20 protein-coding genes are annotated in these 20,393 nt (G+C 62.2%); 9 read left to right on the forward strand and 11 right to left on the reverse strand.

What is annotated here, in order from left to right; translation table 11 throughout:
- Positions 1-69: 69 nt before the first annotated feature.
- Together msrA and msrB are read right to left on the reverse strand one after the other, a co-directional pair.
- On the reverse strand, positions 70-579 hold the full coding sequence (msrA, locus tag W823_RS43585; protein ID WP_023958439.1) for a peptide-methionine (S)-S-oxide reductase MsrA: 510 nt from the start codon (positions 577-579) through the stop codon (positions 70-72).
- Positions 576-1,037 carry a peptide-methionine (R)-S-oxide reductase MsrB gene (gene msrB / locus W823_RS43590; RefSeq protein WP_023958441.1) on the reverse strand — a complete coding sequence of 154 codons (462 nt, stop codon included), beginning with the start codon at positions 1,035-1,037 and terminating at the stop codon, positions 576-578. The genes msrA and msrB overlap by 4 nt, the downstream gene beginning before the upstream one ends.
- A gap of 213 nt (positions 1,038-1,250) precedes the next feature.
- Between msrB and W823_RS43595 the strand changes: the two genes are divergently transcribed.
- A complete protein-coding gene (locus W823_RS43595) occupies positions 1,251-2,525 on the forward strand; it encodes a nitrate/nitrite transporter (protein WP_023958443.1) in 1,275 nt (424 codons plus the stop codon).
- A gap of 131 nt (positions 2,526-2,656) precedes the next feature.
- The gene (locus W823_RS43600; protein ID WP_161634012.1) at positions 2,657-3,595 is read left to right on the forward strand and encodes a GGDEF domain-containing protein; all 939 of its coding nucleotides are present in this window, start codon (positions 2,657-2,659) and stop codon (positions 3,593-3,595) included.
- 38 nt (positions 3,596-3,633) lie between these two features.
- Here W823_RS43600 and W823_RS43605 read toward each other — a convergent pair whose 3' ends face one another.
- Positions 3,634-4,284 carry a hypothetical protein gene (locus W823_RS43605; RefSeq protein ID WP_161634013.1) on the reverse strand — a complete coding sequence of 217 codons (651 nt, stop codon included), beginning with the start codon at positions 4,282-4,284 and terminating at the stop codon, positions 3,634-3,636.
- 69 nt (positions 4,285-4,353) lie between these two features.
- Between W823_RS43605 and W823_RS43610 the strand changes: the two genes are divergently transcribed.
- A complete protein-coding gene (locus W823_RS43610) occupies positions 4,354-4,569 on the forward strand; it encodes a hypothetical protein (protein WP_023958449.1) in 216 nt (71 codons plus the stop codon).
- Positions 4,570-4,723: 154 nt separating this feature from the next.
- Here W823_RS43610 and W823_RS58850 read toward each other — a convergent pair whose 3' ends face one another.
- Complete coding sequence (locus tag W823_RS58850) at positions 4,724-4,879, reverse strand: hypothetical protein (protein WP_235189539.1); 156 nt, start codon at positions 4,877-4,879, stop codon at positions 4,724-4,726.
- 1,270 nt (positions 4,880-6,149) lie between these two features.
- On the opposite strand from W823_RS58850, the gene W823_RS43620 reads away from it, so the two are divergent.
- The gene (locus W823_RS43620) at positions 6,150-7,496 is read left to right on the forward strand and encodes an MFS transporter (RefSeq protein ID WP_023958451.1); all 1,347 of its coding nucleotides are present in this window, start codon (positions 6,150-6,152) and stop codon (positions 7,494-7,496) included.
- A gap of 86 nt (positions 7,497-7,582) precedes the next feature.
- Here the strand turns inward: W823_RS43620 and W823_RS43625 are convergent, their stop codons facing one another.
- The 4 genes from W823_RS43625 to W823_RS43635 form a co-directional block, all read right to left on the reverse strand.
- Positions 7,583-8,785, reverse strand: coding sequence for an NAD(P)/FAD-dependent oxidoreductase (locus W823_RS43625; RefSeq protein ID WP_023958453.1), 1,203 nt, complete (start codon positions 8,783-8,785; stop codon positions 7,583-7,585).
- Complete coding sequence (locus W823_RS43630; RefSeq protein ID WP_023958455.1) at positions 8,775-8,975, reverse strand: ferredoxin; 201 nt, start codon at positions 8,973-8,975, stop codon at positions 8,775-8,777. The genes W823_RS43625 and W823_RS43630 overlap by 11 nt, the downstream gene beginning before the upstream one ends.
- Positions 8,972-9,841, reverse strand: coding sequence for a cytochrome P450 (locus W823_RS0129265; protein WP_031332391.1), 870 nt, complete (start codon positions 9,839-9,841; stop codon positions 8,972-8,974). Before W823_RS0129265 ends, W823_RS43630 begins: the two co-directional genes overlap by 4 nt.
- Positions 9,842-10,240: 399 nt before the next feature.
- Positions 10,241-11,848, reverse strand: a complete 1,608-nt coding sequence (locus W823_RS43635; protein WP_051406534.1) for an AMP-binding protein — start codon at positions 11,846-11,848, stop codon at positions 10,241-10,243.
- A gap of 266 nt (positions 11,849-12,114) precedes the next feature.
- Between W823_RS43635 and W823_RS43640 the strand changes: the two genes are divergently transcribed.
- Positions 12,115-13,260, forward strand: coding sequence for an LLM class flavin-dependent oxidoreductase (locus W823_RS43640; protein ID WP_031332393.1), 1,146 nt, complete (start codon positions 12,115-12,117; stop codon positions 13,258-13,260).
- A gap of 4 nt (positions 13,261-13,264) precedes the next feature.
- Here the strand turns inward: W823_RS43640 and W823_RS43645 are convergent, their stop codons facing one another.
- Entirely contained in the window at positions 13,265-14,188 is a 924-nt protein-coding gene (locus tag W823_RS43645) for a LysR family transcriptional regulator (protein ID WP_023958461.1), read from the reverse strand.
- A gap of 142 nt (positions 14,189-14,330) precedes the next feature.
- Between W823_RS43645 and W823_RS43650 the strand changes: the two genes are divergently transcribed.
- From W823_RS43650 to W823_RS43665, 4 genes are read left to right on the forward strand one after another with little or no spacing between them, the layout of a single operon-like run.
- Complete coding sequence (locus W823_RS43650) at positions 14,331-15,311, forward strand: ornithine cyclodeaminase family protein (protein ID WP_023958463.1); 981 nt, start codon at positions 14,331-14,333, stop codon at positions 15,309-15,311.
- The gene (dapA, locus tag W823_RS43655; protein ID WP_023958465.1) at positions 15,308-16,240 is read left to right on the forward strand and encodes a 4-hydroxy-tetrahydrodipicolinate synthase; all 933 of its coding nucleotides are present in this window, start codon (positions 15,308-15,310) and stop codon (positions 16,238-16,240) included. The genes W823_RS43650 and dapA overlap by 4 nt, the downstream gene beginning before the upstream one ends.
- Positions 16,237-17,097, forward strand: a complete 861-nt coding sequence (locus W823_RS43660; protein ID WP_023958468.1) for a fumarylacetoacetate hydrolase family protein — start codon at positions 16,237-16,239, stop codon at positions 17,095-17,097. Before dapA ends, W823_RS43660 begins: the two co-directional genes overlap by 4 nt.
- Entirely contained in the window at positions 17,094-17,597 is a 504-nt protein-coding gene (locus W823_RS43665) for a flavin reductase family protein (RefSeq protein ID WP_023958469.1), read from the forward strand. The genes W823_RS43660 and W823_RS43665 overlap by 4 nt, the downstream gene beginning before the upstream one ends.
- 98 nt (positions 17,598-17,695) lie before the next feature.
- Here the strand turns inward: W823_RS43665 and W823_RS43670 are convergent, their stop codons facing one another.
- Both W823_RS43670 and W823_RS43675 read right to left on the reverse strand, forming a co-directional pair.
- Positions 17,696-19,135 carry an AarF/ABC1/UbiB kinase family protein gene (locus tag W823_RS43670; RefSeq protein ID WP_023958471.1) on the reverse strand — a complete coding sequence of 480 codons (1,440 nt, stop codon included), beginning with the start codon at positions 19,133-19,135 and terminating at the stop codon, positions 17,696-17,698.
- On the reverse strand, positions 19,132-20,337 hold the full coding sequence (locus W823_RS43675; RefSeq protein ID WP_023958473.1) for a cytochrome P450: 1,206 nt from the start codon (positions 20,335-20,337) through the stop codon (positions 19,132-19,134). The genes W823_RS43670 and W823_RS43675 overlap by 4 nt, the downstream gene beginning before the upstream one ends.
- Positions 20,338-20,393 lie beyond the last annotated feature (56 nt).

Below are 20,393 nucleotides of genomic sequence, written 5' to 3' on the forward strand. Positions count from 1 at the left end.
GACGCGCATTGTGCGCGTCGCCTGATGTGTCATGTGCCGATGATCAGACCGCGATCACCGGCGCGGTGATCACGCGCTGGCGTTCTCCCGCCGCGGCAACTTCCAGCCCGGACGCACGAAGTGGCACGTGTACCCGTTCGGAATGCGCTGCAGGTAGTCCTGATGCTCGGGCTCGGCCTCCCAGAACGGTCCCGCAGGAACCACTTCGGTGACGACCTTGCCTGGCCACAGGCCTGACGCGTCGACATCGGCGATGGTGTCGAGAGCGACGCGCTTCTGCTCGTCGTCGGTGTAGAAGATCGCCGATCGGTAGCTCATCCCGATGTCGTTGCCCTGCCGGTTCTTGGTCGACGGGTCGTGGATCTGGAAGAAGAACTCGAGAAGATCCCGGTAGCTCGTCTGTTCGGGGTCGAACTCGATCTCGAGGGCCTCGGCGTGGGTGCCGTGGTTGCGGTACGTCGCGTTGGGGACGTCGCCGCCGGTGTAGCCGACGCGAGTGGAGATGACGCCCGGCTGTCTACGAACCAGTTCTTGGACGCCCCAGAAACATCCGCCCGCCAGTATCGCCTTTTCGGTCATCGTGTGGCCTCCTTGCTGTTGAACAGATGCAGGTACTCGCCGTAGCCGGCGCTTTCCATCTCGGCGACCGGGATGAAGCGGAGTGCGGCCGAGTTGATGCAGTAACGCAGACCACCTTCGTCGATCGGTCCGTCATTGAAGACGTGTCCCAGGTGGCTGTCGCCATGGGTGGACCGGACTTCGGTGCGCACCATGCCGTGGGTGCTGTCTGTCTTCTCGACCACGTTCGCCGGTTCGATCGGTGTGGTGAAGCTGGGCCATCCGCATCCGCTGTCGAACTTCTTCGTCGACGTGAACAGGGGCTCACCGGACACGATGTCGACGTACAGGCCGGCCTCGTGGTTGTCCCAGAATTCGTTCCGGAAGGCCGGCTCGGTGGCTGACTTCTGGGTGACGGCGAACTGCGCCGGGTTCAACCGGGCGACGGCGTCGGGGTCTTTGCGATATTCATGCGACACGTTGTCCTCCTCGGGGGATTCGTCTCCGCTGGCTGCGGGACGGAGGTGTCACTCGGGTATGACAACAACAAGTGTGTCCCGGGTGTTCCTCCGACGCCAGTGGCGCATCAGCGGTCCTCGGTTGTTACCTAGGCTACCGATTGCGTACCCCTGGCGAGCCGATGCGGCACGACCGGTGTGGACTGAGGGCATCGCGGTGACGGTGGGTCGCAGATGAGCGAGTACAGCGAAGGAGGAACGGTGCGCGCCTGGGTGGTCTGGTCGGTGGGACTGCTGGCGTACGTCGTCGCCGTTCTGGACCGGACAACGCTGGGTGTTTCCGGCCTCGACGCCGCGGACAGGTTCTCTGCGAGCCCCAGCGTGCTCTCAACCTTTGTGGTGTTGCAGGTGATCGTCTACGCGAGCATGCAGATCCCGGCTGGTCTGCTACTCGATCGATACGGCAGCCGGGCGTTGATCGTGACGGGTGCGCTGATCATGGCCGTCGGCCAGATGACCTTGGCCCTCACCGAGGCCCTTCCTGCCGCCATCATCGCCCGCGCATTGGTCGGGGCGGGCGACGCCTTCACCTTCATCTCGGTTCTGCGGCTGGTGCCACGGTGGTTCACGCCCAAGCGGGTACCGCTGGTGACCCAGTTGACCGGCATCCTCGGCCAACTCGGCCAGGTGCTGTCGGCGGTCCCGTTCCTTGCACTGCTGAACGGGCCGGGCTGGACTGCTGCGTACTTCTCGGCTGTCGCGCTCGGCCTTCTCACCGCCGTGCTGGCCCTGGCTTTTGTGCGCGACGCGCCCCCCGGCACCGACGCCACCACCGAGTCGGTATCGGTGAGGGAGACACTGCGCAGCATCAAGACGGTGTGGTCGCGCCCGGGAACCAGGCTCGGGTTTTTCAGCCATATGGGCACCCAGTTCTCCATCACCGTCTTCGCGTTGATGTGGGGTATCCCGTATCTGACAACGGGACAGAACCTGTCGGCGGGTGCAGCGGGCGCACTGCTGAGCGCTTCGGTGGTGTCGATCATCGGTGCCGGCATCATCATCGGCTTGCTCACCGGTCGATTCCCGGCCCGACGCTCCTGGCTTGTCCTGGGAATAATGGGTAGCAATGTGGCCATCTGGACTGTGGTGCTGGCATTGCCGGCACCGGCACCCACGTGGCTCTTGGTGATCCTCGTGGTGGTCATCTCGGTGGGCGGGCCGGGCTCGGTGGTCGGTTTCGACTTCGCGCGTACCTTCAATCCCAGCAAGAGCCTCGGGACCGCACAGGGCATGGTCAACATGGGTGGCTTCCTGGTGTCGCTGATCGTGATGCAGGTGATGGGCATCATCATCGGGGCGATGGGCGGTTACTCGTTCGACTCGTTCCGGGTGGCCTGGACGGTGCAATACGCCGTCTGGCTGATCGCCACCGTCGGTATCTTGAGCACTCGCCGCAAGGCCGTTCGCGAGATGGGACGCGAAAGACGTGCGCAGCTCGAGGAGAATTAGTCGGCCAGGGCGCAAGGATCGGCGCCGCCCATCTACGTTGGGGTCACGACACCCACCGGACATGCTCACTTGTGAGTCAACGAGAAGGGCCGATGATGACCCGAAACAACCGCCCAGGCGGCCTGCACAGCGTGCCTACCAACGCAGACTGGCAGGGCGTTGAGGCCGTCATCGATGCGCTGCCGATCGGTGCGGTCGTTCTGTCACAAAATGGGCTCCTGCATCTCGCCAATGACGTGGCAAGCAACTTGTTCGAGCTCGATGAACGCCAGGTCGACGATATGTCCTTTCCGGACGGGTTCGGGATATCGTTTCACGACACCCAGGGGGATGTCGTTGAGTCGCAGACTATTTCACACGGTCGAGCCGATCCTCACGAGAAAATAAAAACTGCAACAGTCTCTTTCGACAGTCTCGACGGTCGGAAGGTGTGGCTCGAAGTGTCCCGAGCGGAGCTACGGCTGGACGATCCCCAGTGCTCGGTGTTGTTGTCTTTTCGCGATATCACGGAACTCCATCTCTCGCGGAAACGTTTGTTCGCCGGCGACGTGAACGATCAGCTGACCGGACTTCCCAGGTTGCCCGCCGTCCTTGAGCACCTCGCCTCGCTGCTCGAGTCCGCGCCCGACGATGTCGGCCGCAGCAACGTTGTGATGGTCATCAATTTCGACAAGCTGAGAGAACTCAACGCCTCTTTGGGCCACCTACGTGGCGACGAGGCCCTCGCCGAGACTGCTCAACGCCTACGTGACTGCCTTCCCCAGCCTCATCTGCTGGGCAGGGTCGTCGGTGCAGAGTTCATCGCAGTTCTCCAAGGAGTGGATCAGGACTTCGTCGACGACGTCTCCGATTCCATCCACCTGGCGTTGACCGAACCGGTGGTCGTCGAAGAGGCTGCTGTCCGGTTGCGGGCCAGTGTGGGAATCACCCACATATCACCAGACGACGAACGCAGCCCAGAGGAGATCGTCAGCTCCGCCGACACTGCAATGTACGTCGCCCGCAACAAGGGCGGCGGCCACACCGTCGACTTCGGCTCCCTGCAAATCCGAGATGTCCTAGAAGACTGATACTTCAAGCGTGGAGCTTGGCGTGCGGAGGGTTGTCTTCAGAGACCGGCTGTTCGATAAGTCGGTGGAAAGCGGAACCCCATCGCTGCGACCAGGGCGGTGACGCAGACAATCCCGACGTACGGCACTTGTGCCAAGTCTCCAGCAGCCAGAACAAAGGAGACGATGAAGAGCAGCAGCCCGACGACCGTACCGACGTAGGCACTGAACACAACTCGGAACCATCTGTCCCGTGACGCCCGCGGCCCTTTGCCGCCGGAGGCTTTGAGGAAGAGCGCGCCAGTGCCCACGATGATCAGGGCCGCGATCGCCCCAGCCGGCACCGCCATGATCGCCCCGACGATGGCGCCCGCAATCGTCGTCGAAGTGACTGCGCCGACATAGCCACCGGCCAGGGTTGCCAAAAAGAGGGAAGAGAGCCACACCGTGCGAAGCCAGCTGGTGGACAGTTGCTTCCCCTCGGTGAGGCCTAGGGCGGGATAGGTCTCCAAAGCCACATCGGGGGTGTGTCGGGCGCGCCACGCCCTTCTGGTCGACCATGCGGCCCCGAGGACCGTGCACACCCATACGGTCAGCAGAAACCAGTCCCACGGGGACCCATCAGACGCTGCAGTCCCGATGAATGCCGGACCACCCAAAGCGACCATGACGACGAGGAACATCGTGGTCAGCGATCGATCGCTGGTCACATTCCCGTGGATCCCCATTCTGTGATCGTCGCACATGTAATGCGTGCGCTTGAGTGACAAGATCGCGAGATGCACACGTATCGCTCGACCTTTGCGCCATGGCTCTTCCTCATCGTCGCAGGGATTGCCGGGCTACTGGGCAGCGGCGACCTTTCCGCCCGCGACACAGGCAACCGAGTATTTGTCTGGCTCATTGCGGCAGCTGTGGTCACCGCCATCCAAAACGTCAGGCCGTTGTCTCGCGAGCAGTCAGATGATCAGCCGAGCAGCGATATGCGTTCATAGTCGAAGTCGACGATCTCAGCGAAGCGCATCAGCCGGAATCGGCTCGCTCAACCCGTACACGCGTGCCGCGGTTCCTGCGTAGATCGCCCGCCTGTCGGACTCGGAACAGTGAGCTGTCAGATGTTGATACGCGTTGCACAACCGTGCGCAATGACTACTTGTCTTCATCGTCCCAGTTCCGTGGGGCGACATAACCGGTCTGGCCGGCTTCCGTGCCGAGCGCAAGGATCGGGCCATCCATGTCCTCTTGCCACACAAGCGATTCCATTCCGATGTGAAGAGGGTGGTCCTGCACGGTGTATGCGCTCACACCGGTCTCGCTCGGGTAGTGCGCGTGTTCGCGCCATGACGGTGCCGAGAGCAGGAGGTCGCCCGGCTCCCAGTCGATTCGCTGGCCGTCGACGACGGAATATCCTGTGCCCCTGAAGTGGTAGTTGATGGCGACCGAACTGTGTCTGTGTCCCCGACCCTCGGCACGAGGCGTATGCCTGGGGGGATTTGGGACAGCGTGACGAAGAAGCTGCTCGTCGCTCCTTGCTTCCGTTGCGTGGATGGGTTGTACAGAGCCATGATTGTCCGCTCACCGTCCCCGGGTCGCTGCGACATGAGTTCGGACATCGCCTGGTGAGGCCAGTGCAGCGGGCGATCAGGAACCGGCTCGATATCAACGAGGAACTCGTAGCCTCTCAGCCTGGCGCCCTCGGGTGATACGACGTGATCCGGGGCAACAACGCTGCTGGTCGTGGCCGGTTCCTCCATATCTATGGGCCCATCAACAGGTTTGGTGGGACGCCACTCGTCGGCAACCGGCTCAACGTAGAGCGTGCCGAGCTGAGCGAGCAGAGGAGAGTTCGAGTACGCCAACCGAACCCATGTGTCTTCACCAGAGTTGAAGAATTGGTACGGCTTCATCGACGGAATGGTGCAGACGTCATTCACGGCCATGTCGAAAATGACCTGGTCGGCGTTGACCCGTCCACCACCGCGGATGCAAATGTGGACCTGAGTGCAATTGCGCCGTAGGCGCTGCGTGGACTCACCGGGGAGCAGGACTTCCACGGTGACGTCGATGCCCGGTGCAAACCCGCGGCCGGTCGACTCCGGGTGGATCAGCAAGGTGGCCCGGCGACCGTCGGATGGCCGTGGGCTTGCCGCCAGCCGAGAGACTATCGACTCTATGTCTCTGCGCGACACCTTGATCGGTGCCCAGGGAGCAGGAATGGCCTCGCCCGTTGTACTGACATCGGACAGATGAACGCCCGAGTCCAAGATAGTGTCGCGGTTGTTAGATGCTGTAACCGTCATTGGCCGGCCTCCGTGGTGGTGAACGTCACTTTTGTTGTCTCCCTGGACGTTAGGCGCATGCCAGACATATCGCTAAGACGTATTGGTGCATCGACACATAAGTCGGGCGTTATCTCGTAAGCAGGCGGCCATACGCTTAATTTGATTGCTGCATGCGGATATTCGTATTGGGAACGTTGCCCACGGTGCCGATAGCGTGACCTGCACCACATGCGCGAGCGAACAGGCTCAGCCGTTGGTTCCAAACGCCCAGCAGTCGACATCGAGGTACAACCATGCAGCCAACCATTCCGGTGCACCCGCAGAAGATCACCGCCCAGACAGCAGCCCGCTCCGGCGGCGCGGCCCCGGAGAGGAAGAAGTCGTTGGTCGGCGTATCCCTGGGGAACGCGCTGGAGGGCTACGACTGGGCGGTCTATGCAGTTTTTGCCCCGTTCTTCGCCACTCAAGTGTTTAATCCATCCCACGCGACATCTGCATTGCTCTCTACCTTCGTGGTGTTCGGCGCGGGTTTTCTGGTGCGCCCTTTCGGGGGCATGTTGTTCGGATGGTGGGCAGACAAGTTCGGCCGGAGGTCATCGCTGTTGGGAGCGATCGGGTTCGCAACGATCGGCATGCTCTTGATTGCCTCGGTGCCGACCTACGATGTCGCGGGAATCGGTGCGGGGGCAGTCCTGCTGTTGGCCCGACTGCTTCAAGGGCTCGCGCACACCGGAGAAGTGGCGTCTGCTTACACGTATGTCGCTGAGGTCGCACCGGCCCGGCGCCGCGGGCTTTGGTCGTCGGCCATCTACGTTTCCTTCACTGGGGCAATCATTGCTGCCACGCTGATCGCTGCCCTGCTCAACTCCACTCTCCCCGCCGACGCGATGACATCGTGGGGTTGGCGGGTCCCCTTCATCATCGGGTTCGCGTTCGGAATCGTCACACTGGTAATGCGTCGCCGCATGCCGGAATCGCACGCGTACGAGGAGATGGTCGAAGATTCGGTTGCCGGCGACAAGAGAGTATTCGCGAGTCTCTGGAGATACCGTTCGTCCGGACTTCGTGTGTTTCTGATCATGGCTTCGTTGTCGGCGCTCTACTACGCTTGGGGGGTTTCAAGCACCACGTGGGCAATAAAGGCCCTGGGCATCGATGCGACGCAGGCGCTGTGGGCCGGTGTTGCGGCGCTGACGGTGAGCATGGTTGCGTTCCCCTTTGCCGGCGCGCTGTCCGACCGAATCGGCAGGCGAGGCAACTTCTTCCTTTTCGGTATCGGCGTCGGCGTGCTGGCGTACCCGATGGACCTTCTGGCCCAACAGGGTGCTGTCGGGTTCGCGACGGCGATGACGGTCATGCTCTTGCTGTTCACGCTGGTGGGTTCGATCTTGCCCGCGCTCCTGTCCGAGCTGTTTCCCACCGAAGTGCGCGCGACAGGTATCGCGATTCCCTACGCATTGTCCGCTGTTGTCTTCGCCGGCACGACACCGTATCTGCAGCAATGGCTTGCCGAGCGCGGACATCCCGAGGTGTTCCCGGTCTACCTGTCGATTGCTGCAGTCGTCGGGGCCATCGTCATGTACTTCACCCCCGAAACCAAGGGCACATCGATCATGGTGACTGAAGGACCCCGTTCATGAAGGACGTACTGCGGGAACTGAGGGATGTATACGAGGGCATCCGAAGAATGCGATGTCCGGAATTGATCAGAAGATGTTCGACGTCATCAATATTGGTGCCGCACAGACTGGTTCACCAACTGTTGTCGAATACGCGCTATGTCGACCTGAGCATCCAGTCCCGCTGCTGCGACCACTTGGTCGCGGCGGGTGTAGGTGAACAGGTGCCCACCACCGCGGGTCGTCGTTCGCTCGACGGCTGCACCGCTCACGTCGTCGTCACCGACGATCTGCAGCCGCGAGCCGAACTGGTCAGACCAGACGTAAGGCACAACCGAGGCGACCGAGACGGCCTCTCCGGCAACGATGTTGTTCGCGACCACCACCGCTTGCTCGCGGGCGCTGGTCCAGGTCTCGAGCCGCATATATCGGCCATAGCGAGGGTTGAGCCAGCCTGCGACATCGCCGACGGCATACATTCTCTTGTGCCCGACTATCCGCATGGCGTGGTCACAGACCACACCTCGAGACGAGGGGAACTCGGTGCCGATCAGTTCCGGGTATCGCGGACGGGCACCCACTCCGGCCACAACCAGGTCGGTGGTGATCTCCCGATCATTTGACAGGCGAAGCCGGACGGAGTCGTCGACCGGGAGTACTTCCGCGACCGTCGTTTGGACCCACACGTCGACGCCGTGCCGCCGGTGGAGATCAGCAACCAGTTGCGCAGGGCCGGCAGGGAGCGCCCTCGAGGCAAGGTGGGTCGAGCCCTCGATCACCGTGACGCTCAATCCGAGCGCATGTGCTGTGGAGGCTACTTCGAGTCCGATGAAGCCCCCACCGATGACAGCTACGGTATGGGAACGGCTCAACGCCTGCTTGAGTCGGTTCGCCTCGTCGATCGTGCGGAGATAGTGGGGGTGCGCTTGATCGAGCGTGTCGAGCTTCCGAGGATCAGAACCGGTGGCCAAGACGATATGGGTGGCGGTGAGCACCCGGCCATCTGAAAGTCGCGCCGTGCCGGTTCGCAAATCGATGCTCGTCACGTCGACATCGAGCATGAGGTCGACGTCTGAGTCGGGTCCCAGTAGTCGCGTGGGGCCGGCGCCGGTTCTGAGCGCTTCCTTCGACAGCGGCGGTTTGTCGTACGGATCGTGGTTTTCGCGGTCCAGCAACAGAATTCGGCCGCTGAACTCGCGGGCTCTGAGCGCCTGTGCGACTCTGACCCCCGCTACGGACGCGCCGACAATGAGAACGTCGGTGTCATGTTCGGTGCCCGATGGGCCAGAGCGATGCTGTTCAGTGTTCATGGATACGCAGCGCTCCGGCCGGACAGTCGGCGACGGCTTCGCGGACCTCGTCCAGGTCCGCGTCGGTCGGGCGGCCGGGTAGAACGGCAGCAATGTTGTTGTTGTCGAGTTCGAACACCTCGGGAGCTGCGACGAGGCAGTTTCCGTACCCGTTGCAGGCTGCTGTGTCGATGTCTATTCGGACAGTCATGATGTCTCCTTCGTGAAACGGATCGGGAGATGGGTGGGGCCGTAGTGGGTGCCGGCTTCCAGAGAACTGAATGTGGGTTCGCCGTCGAGCACGAATGCAGGATGAGTGCAGAGCTGCTCGAGGACGATGCGAAGCTCGAGGCGAGCGAGTGATGCACCGACGCATTGGTGAATGCCCCACCCGAAGGCCAGATGGCCACGCGCCGATCGGTTTATGTCGAATGCGTCAGGATTCTCGAAATGCCGCGGGTCTCGATTGGCGGCCGCATTGAGTAGGAGGACCCACTCTCCGCGTGGGATCGTTGTGCCCGCGATCTCGGCGTCGCGGGTTGTGCGACGAGCGAACGCTTGCGCAGGAGTGCGCAAGCGCAACATCTCCTCGACGTAGCCGGGTGCGAGCGAGGCGTCCCCGCGCAGTCGTATCTGGTCGCCTTGGTGTGTCGCCAGGAGATACAACAGTGAACCGACCGAGTTCATGGTTGTCTCATGGCCGGCGACTGCCAGAGACAGCAGGATCGAAACGATTTCGTCCTCACGAATCGCACGGTCGTCAATCTGCGCTCGCAGCAGCCAGCTGAGGTAGTCGTCGGGCTGGGTCTGCTGATGTCGACTGATCTCATTCGTCAGCACTTCGGTGAGCGCCTCGCGCCCACGTAGCTGGCCTTCGGCTGTCCCGTCGGCCCACAACGCCACAGTGAGTTCCCTGAAAGATGCAACGGTCGAGGCCGAGAATCCGACGATCTCGGTCAGGACGGTGAGCGGCAATGGCAGAGCCAACTCGGTCACAGCATCGCCACCACCCCGCTCGACGAACTCGGTGATGAGCTCGCTGATCGTCTGCTGTAGAAAGGGTTCCAGCTCCCGCACGCGGCGGGGGGGAGACTGCTTGCACCAGTAGGTCACGGTACGGGCCGTGAGCAGGGGGGTCGAAGTCGATGGGAATGGTGCCCATCGCCTCCACGTAGGGAATGCGGTGCCCGTGTGCCGAGGAAAATGTTTGATGGTCGCGTAGAGCGTTTTTGACGTCGGCATGGTGACTGACGGTCCAGAAGCCGCCATGTGCAGCCGAATGGACAACGGATTCTCGTTCGACCAGGTCAGCGTAGGCAGTCCACAGACTGTGTTCATCCCAGTCTCGACGTAGGTGGTCGAAATCGGTTGTGCTGTCAGCGATTGTCCGCTCATGGCGTGCGACCGGGCACGCATTCCGCGGGGATGCGTCAGTCATTGATCCTCGTTTCCAGTGGGTTGTTCAAGGCTCGGGGGTCATCGGTCTCGAAGCAGACGGCGAAGGATCTTGCCGGAAGGCGATTTGGGTATCTCGTCGAGGAATACGACCTCACGCACTTTCTTGTACGGAGACACTCGCGATGCGACGTAATCGATGAGGCGAGGCTCGTCCACGGTGGAGCCGGGCCGTCGAACGACATAAGCGCGAGGAGCCTCGTCGCCACCCTCGCCGAAGGGCACGCCGACGACAGCTGCGTCGGCAACATCGGGATGGTCTAGCAGAAGGCCTTCCAGCTCGGCCGGGGCCACCTGGTAGCCCTTGTACTTGATGAGTTCTTTGAGCCGGTCCACAACCGTGACGGCCCCCGCGGCGTCGACGGTCGCGAGATCGCCGGTGTGAAGGAAACCGTCAGCATCGATGGCGCCGGCGGTCGCTTCAGCATTGCCGAGGTACCCAGCCATGACATTCGGTCCAGCACAGCAGAGTTCTCCTGCGGCGCTGGTGCCGCTGTGGGGCATGGAGACCGGCTCGCCGTTCACCGGATCGACGATCTTGCAGGTCATGTTGGGAACGGTGAAACCGACCGAACTCGGCTCTACCGATGGTCCGGACAGGGGCGCAACATGGCTGACCGGACTCATCTCGCTCATCCCGTACGCCTGGCGCACCTGACACGAGAGTCGCTCGGCGACAGTTTGTGCCAGCCCCGCATCCAAGGGCGCGGCTCCGGAGACGAGAAGTCTCAGCGCAGAGAGGTCGTAGCGTTCCACTGCGGCCGATTTCACCAACGCCACGACCACCGGTGGAGCGACGAAAAGGTGCGTTGCACGTTCTCTTTCCATCGTGGAGAGCAGATCTTCGACCTCGAACCGGGGGACGATGACAATTTTGGCGCGCCGCCTGAGCGCGAGGTGTAGAACCACCGTCATGCCGTAGATGTGTGAAAACGGCAACAAGGCGACCACCGAGGAGTGCTCGTCAACCCCTAGAAGTCCATCGAGCTGGCAGACGTTCGCCACCAGATTCCGGTGGGTGAGCATGACGCCTTTTGCCTCGCCGGTGGTGCCGGATGAGTAGGGGAGAACAGCCAATTGTGTTGTCGGGACGACGATCGGACGCACTGGCTCTACGGCAGGCGTCGCCGACTTGGGTGATGCGACCACATCTGGCAGCAGCCGGACGTCCGACCCCAACATGCCCATCTCGGTGGCTGCAGCGCGCGCCACGGGTTCGCACGATTTCGCCACAACGAAAAGTGTTGCGCGCGAGTCCCGCAACTGTTTGACGACCTCGCCCACGGTCGCCAGGACGTTGATCGTGGTGACTGCTGCTCCGATGCTGATCGCCGCCAGAAATGCTGCGACCCAGTCCGCCGAGTTCGGGCCCATCAACGCGACTACATCGCCGGTCTTGATGGCCGGCGACAATCGAGCGGCGGTTCGCCGGATCGTGGACTGCAGTTCGCCATAGGTGAGGGCTGGGCCGGATCGGTCGACGACTGCTATCCGGCCACGGTCTTCGTCTGTCAGATCGCCGAGGAGGAAACCGGGCAACGAGAGGTCGGGTATGACGACATCGGCGTGCGGGCTAGCAAAGATGGCCGGGCGCTGATTGTTCTCAGGAATTGTCTCGACTTCTGTCATGGTCATCTTTCACGTGGGAGCGTGCAGGAGGTGACTGCGTTCTCGGGTGTCCTGCGTCACGGTAGGTTCCTGCGTCGGAATAACGCCAAGATGACTATTGCGATCACGCGATCAGCTTTTCCTTATACGGAGCTGCCCGCCGGGCATAAGTCGTAAGTGATGCGCCTATCGATAAACCTGATGTTGTCTTATCCCGGCGACGCTCTAACGTGATCAGTGTCACTTATCCAGTGCCGCATAGATTCCGAATGACCTGGAAGGTCGCCATGAAGCATCAGCATACCGACACCTCCGAACTGCACTTCGGCTACTTCTTTCCGTCTGGCAAGACGAACTTCCTGTACTCGGACGAGGCGGCGCGCACTCGGCCGGACATGAACAAGAAGAACCTTCTGGCGTTGGCTCAGGCCGCGGAGGGCGTCGGGTTCGACTCATTGTTCATCGCCGACAACTGGTCTGGTCATCAGCGAGCAGCCGAAGCCGGTGGACACCAGGCGCCCGCCTATCACGCACCGCTACTGGCCATGGCATTGTTCGCTGCCACCGAGCACATCGGCGTGGTCTCGACATTCCACACCACGCATCACAAGCCGGCGCATGTCGCCCGCATGGGAGCAACCCTCGACGCGTTCAGTGAAGGCCGATGGGGCTGGAACGTGGTCACCGGTTTCAGCGCCGCAGAGGCGGCCTTGTTCGGTGAGGACTTCGTCGAACACGACGAGCGCTACCGGATGGCCGGCGAGTTCGTAGAAGTGGTGACCTCTCTGTGGAGCGAGAAGGAGTCGATCGATTTCCAGGGCGCATATTACAAAGCAGCCGGACGAATCAAGCTGCCCCGGCCGGCGCAACAACCACGCCCACTTCTGGTGAGTGCGGGTGCCTCCCCTGCTGGTACGGCGTTCGCTTCGCAGTACTGCGATCAGTTGGTTGCCATGGGCAACACTCCCGAGCTGGTCGCGCAGATCGGGGAGCGGCTGACCGGTCTGAGTTCACAAACTCAACGGTCGGTCGGATTGTGCCCGTTCTCGATGGCGCTGATCCGCGATGGCAACGGCGAAGCCGAGGAAGTGTTCGACGGACTGCTCAAGAGTCTCAACGTGGAGGCTACGGCGGAGATCGCAGCCGATGTCCTGGGCTCCATCGAATCGTCGCGGGCGATGTACGAGAAGATGGGGCCCGAAGAGGCCACCAAGGCATTCGGTGGTGCGGGTTCGATGCTCAAGTTCATCGGAACACCGGAAAGTGTTGCTGAGCAACTCATCTCACTCAAGTCCACCACAGGGGCAACAAACCTCTTGATCAACTTTCCGCTGTGGAGTCCCGACGAGCTGAAATCGTTCAGCCCGGTACTCGACATCCTGCGGGAAGCGGGGATCTGGTCACCGCCGGAACAGCGGAACCACTCCTGGTGACTCATCAATCGGGTTCATGCTCGACGGGGTCATTCCCGAGCGTGAATCGAATCGCGTCCAGGGTGGCTTGTTGCAGTGGAGAGAAGTGCTTGTCGCGGCGATGGACCAAGACGATCCGCTCTTCCAGATCGAAGTCCGGAACCTGTAGTGCGCGTAGTAGGTGATCGCCCGCACCTATCGTGTAAGGCGGCGCGATCAAGGCCCAGTCGTTCTCGATCGCAGCACTTTTCATTGCCTCGGCGTGACCGAGTCGAATGACGAAGTGCGGCTCGTCGTAACCGTCGGCGCGCAGCTGAGCAACCAGGTTGCGCTGGTAGACAACGTCCTTTGGTGCGCCGACCAGGGGCAACCTCAACGCCTCGTCTACCGTCAAAGTTGTGCCCGGCGGGACGAGTTGCTCCGTCGCGAACACGGAAAGACTGTAAGCCGCAAGTATTTCCGATTGCATCGACTCCGACAACTCGCGCTCATCCCAGTTGAGGACTGCGAAGTCGAACTCGCCCGTCTCCACTCCGTGCACCACCTCTTCGGGCCGCGAGATCGACACGGTGATCTCCGCGTGCGGTCGTTGCTTGCCGAGTCTGGCGACTATCGGAGGGAGAAGGTAGGTGCCGACGGCCATGCTCGACGCGACAAGCACGCGCCCGGTTTCCCCCGATGCGAGATCGCCGACATCCCTGCGCACCTGCGCTGCACTGGCCAGTACCTCTTTGGCCCACAGGTTGGTTCTCTCACCGGCCTCGGTCAGCACCAGCCGGTTGCCTCGCCGGACGAATAGCTTGGCACCAACCCAGGATTCGAGGGAGCGCAGCTGGGCGGAAACCGCAGGTTGCGCAATCATCAGGATCTCCGCGGCGCGGGTGACGCTCCGTTCGTCGACGACCAGACGGAAGATCTCGAGCCGTCTCATCGATAGTTGGCTGTCCACGTACCTCACCTCATAAGCAATTGAGTATGGCCGCATGCGGATCTTGCTAATTGATTTATACCGCTGCCTGGATCACTGTAAGTCAAGTCACACAAATCGCCAATCCCGCCCTAGCCGGCGGTCAACGTACAAGAGGTGCGCAATGCCAACACCCACCGACGCCGCGGACCGCAGCACAGTGGGCTCTATCTCGATCCTCACCGACGACGAGGTCACCGCAGCTGTCGACCAACACGCAGCGGTCGTCTCAATTCGCGAGGTTCTGCTGTCGGCGCACCGCGGAACAGCCCATGGGATCGCCAAGACGATGTCTCAGTGGGACGGGTCGAGCACGGCCCACTCACTCGGCGCAGTCGACATGCAGCAGCACGTCGTCGCCTTCAAGAACTGGGTCAACACCCCGCGAGGTGCATCCGCACTTTTGTCTCTGTTCGATTCCACCGAGGGTCGGCCGCTCGCGGTGATGAGCGCCGGGGCGCTGGGCATGCTGCGCACAGCAGGAACTGCTGCAGCAGCGACTGACATCCTGGCCGCCCCCGATGCTGCTGTCATGGCGGTCCTGGGAACCGGTCGCCAAGCACTCCAGCAGGTGCGCGCGATACTCGGCGTCCGACGGCTTGAATTGGTCCGCGTGTGGAGCCCCTCAGTACGAAGCCGGGAGGCGTTCGCACGGAGGGTCACTGACGTCCTCGGCATTGCGGTCGAGGTAGCTGACAACGCCGAACATGCGGCGCGTGGCGCGTCGATCGTCACCACCGTGACCCGATCAAACGAACCCTTTGTGGACGGTGCGTGGCTTGAAGACGGAGCTCACCTCAATGCGATCGGGGCGATCCTGCCCACCGCTGCTGAACTCCTCCCGACTGTGCTCCCGCTGAGTGGTTTCACCGTTGTTGACGACCTGGAGAACGCGCGTCGTACATCACGCGAACTGCGAGAGTACTTCGGCGATGACCTCACAGGCGTCATGACGTTGGGCGAAGCCATCGATAGTGGCGTCACACGTCCCCCAGATACTCGGCTGACCGTCTTCAAGGGCGTCGGCTCCGGGCTCACCGACTTGGCGATCGCGTGCCTTGTCTGGCGGACGGTCGAGAACTCTCGTGCAGAGGCCCTCTCATGAAGTACCGCGCCAACCCTGCGCGCTTGTCCGGGTCCATTGCGCCACTGATCACCCCGTTCACCGACGAGGGAGCACTCGACAGCCCCAGCTTGCAGAGGCTTGTGGACTGGCAGATCAACGCAGGCAGCCACGGACTCTCCATCGGTGGCTCCACCAGCGAGCCGAGCTCGCAGACGGTGGATGAACGGATTCGCGCGATCGAGGTGGTGGCTGAAGCGATCGACGATCGGGTGCCGTTCATCGCCGGCACCGGATCGGCGAAGCTTGATGAGACGTTGGCACTGACAGCTGCAGCACACCGTGCCGGCGCTGACGCGGCGCTCGTGATCACACCGTATTACGCCCGCCCGACGCAGCAGGCGCTCTACGAGTGGTATTCGCGAATCGCAAGCGAGTTCCCCGACCTACCGATCATCTTGTACAACGTTCCATCTCGCACTGCCGTGGAGCTGTCACCACTCACAGTCGCTCGTCTGCACCGGGACGTCGCCAACGTCGTCGGCATCAAGGAAACCACCAAAGACTTCGAACACTTCTCACGGGTGATCGACGCGGCAGACGACGGCCTACTCGTCTGGTCGGGAATCGAATTGCTCTGTCTGCCTTTGTTGGCACTTGGGGGCATCGGCTACATCAGCGCCACCGCGAACATAGCGCCGAGGGCGTCCGCGCGCATGTACGAATGTTGGATGGCCGGCGACCATGACGAGGCGCGGCGTATCCACTACGCACTGCATCCGTTGGTGGACTTGCTCTTCGTCGAGACCAACCCGACCACAGCGAAGTGGGTTCTCGAGACCGAGGGCAGGATCAGTTCGGCACATGTCCGGCCACCTCTCGTCGAGACAACAACTGAGGGTGTCAGCAGAATCAGCCAATTGCTCACCGAAGCAGACGCTCTCATGACGCTGGAAAGGGAAATCAGATGAGACTGGGCACCATTGCCCGCGACGGTGGCCTCTTCACTGTCGCGAGTACTGACGGGATCGCGGCACACGACGTCTCCCGGCTGGCAGGGTCCGACGGACTGGCGGGCCTGTTCAGCTCGCTCGACCCGGCAGAGATCGCCGACCTCGACATCGGAAGGTATCCCGCGGTCAACCTGACTGGCGCACAATGGCTTCCGCCGATTCCTCGGCCGCACCGGATCCTTTGTGTCGGACTGAACTACGCCACACACGCCGCTGAGGTGCTTTCCGGGATCACCGAGCATCCCACACTGTTCACCCGGTTCCCGTCGACCTTTGTCGGCCACAACCAGCCGTTGATCCGCCCGCGCGTGTCCGACACGCTCGATTGGGAAGGTGAGATCGCGGTGATCATCGGGACCGGTGGGCGACACATCCGCGCTGACAGGGCAATCGATCATGTCGCCGGGTATGCCCCGATGGGCGAGAACAGCGTTCGAGAATGGCAACTGCACACGAAGCAGGCCACCGCGGGCAAGAACTTCGATGCAACGGGGTCGTGGGGACCTTGGATAGTCACGCGAGACGAGGTGCCAGATCCGGCTGCTCTGGAAGTCATCACCGAACTCAATGGTGAGCGGATGCAGCATGGCCGACTGTCCGACCTCATCTTCGACGTGGGTGCCATCATCGAATACGTAAGCGCTTTCACCGAATTGGTGCCAGGCGATGTGATCGCGACCGGCACTCCCTCGGGTATCGGCCACAGGCACGAACCACCTCGGTATCTCGCCGCGGGCGACAAACTCTCTATCCGCATTCCGGGACTGGTCGAACTGAACAACGAGGTCTCCGACGAAGACAAGGTGCTGCAATGACAATCGACATCCGGCACGAGGGAGACCTCGGCGCATCCCTGCGCGATGTCATGGCGGACGTATGTACCCCGGTTGCCATCGTTACGTCATGCGTGGAAACCACCCCATTCGGCTCCACGGTGAGCGCCTTCTGTTCTCTGTCGATGAATCCTCCGATGGTGATGGTGGCGCTCAACCGCGAATCCGACACACTTCGAGCCCTAAAGGCTTCAGGGCGGTTCGGCGTCAACATCCTCGGAATCGGAATTGCCGACCTGGCACTGCGATTCGCGAGAAAGGGCCCGGACAAGTTCGACGATGTCAGGTGGTCGCCGTCCCACGCAGTACCGCGCATCGCCACCAGTGCTGGATGGATAGCGTGCGAGGTCGCCGGCCTCGCCGAGGGCGGAGACCACCTGATCGTCTCAGGCAACGTCGTCGACGCAGACCTGCAAAGCTCTGAACCCCTTACCTATCACCAAAGGCGGTTCGGTACGCATGTGCCATTCCCGGCAGGGTAGTGAGGACCGGCTGTGGGACGCGAAAACGTGCGCAGCTCAGAGAACTGAGCTACCCGGGTAGAGCTACCACGGCGGAGAGCGAACGGCCTCGACATGCTTCAGCGTTCGGTGAGACCGAACAACAGCCCGCGGCGACGTGCCCACTCGACGTGAGCGTGGCCGGCGGGGGTTCTCGGTTCGCCGACGCCGTCCAGGCAATCGAGTTGGTCGCGGGTGTCCAGAGTGGCGCCCAGTTCGCTGAGGATCGCGTTGATGCCGAGGTTGATCCGGGCGAGCATGACGTAGTCGCTGGGGATCTGCATCTTGCGGACCGCCGAGCCCAGCGGTCCGTCGTCGAACATGGACTGCAACAGGCCAGTGCTGTCCGATGGGACGAAGGTGTGTGGTTGCTCGGTGTTCACACTCGAAGCCATCATCGACCACCACTGGTAGGCGTCGTCAACACCGAGGTCGGTGTCGGGAGGAATGAATCCGTGGTCGATCATGAGGCGGTACAGCTCGTGGCGATCGCCGTCGCACGTGGCTCGGAACATGGTGACGATGCCGCGACGAACGTGCTCCGGAAATTGTTTGACGCACCCGAAGTCGACGAATCCAACCGTTCCGTCCTCGCCGAACCGGTAGTTACCTGGGTGCGGGTCGGCGTTGAAGAGGTTGCTGTGGCGATATGCCCCGAAGCCGAAATACCCTATGGCAGTTGCCCACTGATTCCGGAGTCTGGCATCGGCATTGCGTGCTTGGGTCCAATCGAGTCCGTCGAGGAACGTCATGGTGATCACCTGATCGCCGGAGTGGGTGTCGATGACGTCCGGTAGCCGGATGAAGGGGTGTCCTCGGAACAGGTCGGCGAATCTGCGGATGCTGCGTGCCTCGTGCCGGTAGTCGAGTTCCTCGGTGATCCGTTCGGCGACCTCGGCTGCCGCGGACCGATGATCGGTGCGCATCGCGCGGGGGGTCAACGACATCCCGAGTTTGAGGAAGGTTGCCAAAAGTTCGGTATTTGCCAGGTCGTCCTGGATCGCGCGGGCGACGCCCGGGTATTGGACTTTCACGGCAACGTCTCGGCCGTCGGCCAACCGTGCCCGGTGTACCTGCCCGATTGATGCCGCAGCGATCGGCTCCTGCGAGAACTCGTCGAAGAGTTGGTCGACCGGGCGGCCGAGATCGGCTTCGATGACTCCACGGGTTGTCGCGAAATCCATTGGTGGTGCGTTCGACTGAAGACGCTGCAGTGCCACCTGATAGGTGGCGAGAGGGCCTTCGACTTCAGGGTTCACGTCGTAGGTCGACATGAGCTGGCCGGCCTTCATCAGCACGCCTTTGGAGTGGCCGAGCATGTCGGCATAGCGCCTAGCGGTGCGATCATGGAAACGATCGACGGCCTCGGTGTCGCCGGCGCGGGCGCGCAGGCCTGCCACCACTCGTCCCCCGGCCGCGCGGGCTGCGAAGCCGACGACGGGAACTGTGCGACGGACACGGCCGGCCTGTACGGACCCGAAACGATCATTGCTGTCAGGTGCCGGTATCTCGTCTTTCATCGGTCTCCTCCGTCGGTGAACATCATCGGAACCCGGGTGGGACCACGCAGGATTCCTGACGGGTGCCACGTGACCGGGCCGACGAGCTGCGGTTGCCGAGACTTCAATTGTCGCAGAGCGATACTCAGTTCCAGACGGGCCAACGCTGCACCGAGACATCGATGCCGGCCGTGGCCGAGCGCGAGATGGGGCCGGTGTTCGGGCCGGTCCAGACGGAACCGGTTGGGTTCCTCGAATACTTCTTGATCCCGGTTGGCGGCCGCGATGGCGACGATCACGCGCGCGCCCGCTTCGATGGTGTGCCCGTGGATCCGGTGCGGCTCGGTCGCCGCACGAACAACCACCTGGGCCGTACCGTCCAGGCGCAGTAGTTCATCGACAACGGTGTCGGCACCGACGTCGTCGAGTGTGTCGATCAATCGCTCACCGGGTTCCCCCATGCACAAACGAGTCATGCTTGTGCCCAAAAGTTTTGCCGTCGTCTCGTGCCCCGCCACGGCGAGGAGGATCGCATTGGCCACGACTTCGTCCAGTGCGAGGCCGGGATCGGTGGCCAGCAGGCTGAGTAGATCGTTCTCGGGTCGGCGTCGACGTTCGGCGCAGACGGCCAGGAATTCAGCGAACACCGCGGCCAATCCAGACAGGCGCGGCATATCGCGGTTCGGGAGAATGGTCCCCTCCAGGCCTAGGATCAACTCGCTCGTCTCGTCCAGCATCAGTTGCGCGACATGAGGATCCAGGGCAAGCCACTCGGCGATGACGGCGATGGGCAACGGTTCGGCGATCGTCGACATCAGGTCGAATTGTTCCCCGGCCGCGACGTTCCCGGTGACCTCATCGGAGATCGCTTCGATTCCGTCTCTCATCGATGCGATGTAGTTGGGTGTGAAGACATCGCGCAGTGATCCTCGAAGTCGGCTGTGGTCTGGCGGGTCGAGTGTGAGCATCGTCTGCGCCAGCGGCGCGTCCTCGAAGCCTGCGTCACGCAGTGCCTTCCGACTCACTTCGGCCGCCGCAGGATCGCTGCTCCATCCCGTGCCGTGCAAGACCTCGCGGGCCGCTTGGTAGCTGCTGACCAGCCACGACTGCGTTGGTTCGTCGTAGTGGATGGGGCGTCGGCCGTCATCCCAGGGGCGGGCAATTTGTGGGGACGTGCCGTCTGGCCACCGCCATGCCGACGCTGCCGCCTTGGAGTCGGTCATCAGTCCATGGGCCCTCCAGGTTTCCTAAGTGATCACTTAGCTGGCTACTTGGATAC

The organism is Williamsia sp. D3 (assembly GCF_000506245.1).
Classification (GTDB): domain Bacteria; phylum Actinomycetota; class Actinomycetes; order Mycobacteriales; family Mycobacteriaceae; genus Williamsia; species Williamsia muralis.

Bases quoted from the DNA above. Each gene is read 5' to 3' on its own strand.
- msrA (WP_023958439.1), bottom strand. From the start codon at position 579: ATGACCGAAAAGGCGATACTGGCGGGCGGATGTTTCTGGGGCGTCCAA.
- W823_RS43650 (WP_023958463.1), top strand. From the start codon at position 14,331: ATGCCAACACCCACCGACGCCGCGGACCGCAGCACAGTGGGCTCTATC.
- W823_RS43625 (WP_023958453.1), bottom strand. From the start codon at position 8,785: ATGAACACTGAACAGCATCGCTCTGGCCCATCGGGCACCGAACATGAC.
- W823_RS43640 (WP_031332393.1), top strand. From the start codon at position 12,115: ATGAAGCATCAGCATACCGACACCTCCGAACTGCACTTCGGCTACTTC.
- W823_RS43660 (WP_023958468.1), top strand. From the start codon at position 16,237: ATGAGACTGGGCACCATTGCCCGCGACGGTGGCCTCTTCACTGTCGCG.
- W823_RS43630 (WP_023958455.1), bottom strand. From the start codon at position 8,975: ATGACTGTCCGAATAGACATCGACACAGCAGCCTGCAACGGGTACGGA.
- W823_RS43595 (WP_023958443.1), top strand. From the start codon at position 1,251: ATGAGCGAGTACAGCGAAGGAGGAACGGTGCGCGCCTGGGTGGTCTGG.
- W823_RS43610 (WP_023958449.1), top strand. From the start codon at position 4,354: ATGCACACGTATCGCTCGACCTTTGCGCCATGGCTCTTCCTCATCGTC.
- W823_RS43635 (WP_051406534.1), bottom strand. From the start codon at position 11,848: ATGACAGAAGTCGAGACAATTCCTGAGAACAATCAGCGCCCGGCCATC.
- dapA (WP_023958465.1), top strand. From the start codon at position 15,308: ATGAAGTACCGCGCCAACCCTGCGCGCTTGTCCGGGTCCATTGCGCCA.
- W823_RS43620 (WP_023958451.1), top strand. From the start codon at position 6,150: ATGCAGCCAACCATTCCGGTGCACCCGCAGAAGATCACCGCCCAGACA.
- W823_RS43675 (WP_023958473.1), bottom strand. From the start codon at position 20,337: ATGACCGACTCCAAGGCGGCAGCGTCGGCATGGCGGTGGCCAGACGGC.
- W823_RS43665 (WP_023958469.1), top strand. From the start codon at position 17,094: ATGACAATCGACATCCGGCACGAGGGAGACCTCGGCGCATCCCTGCGC.
- W823_RS43670 (WP_023958471.1), bottom strand. From the start codon at position 19,135: ATGAAAGACGAGATACCGGCACCTGACAGCAATGATCGTTTCGGGTCC.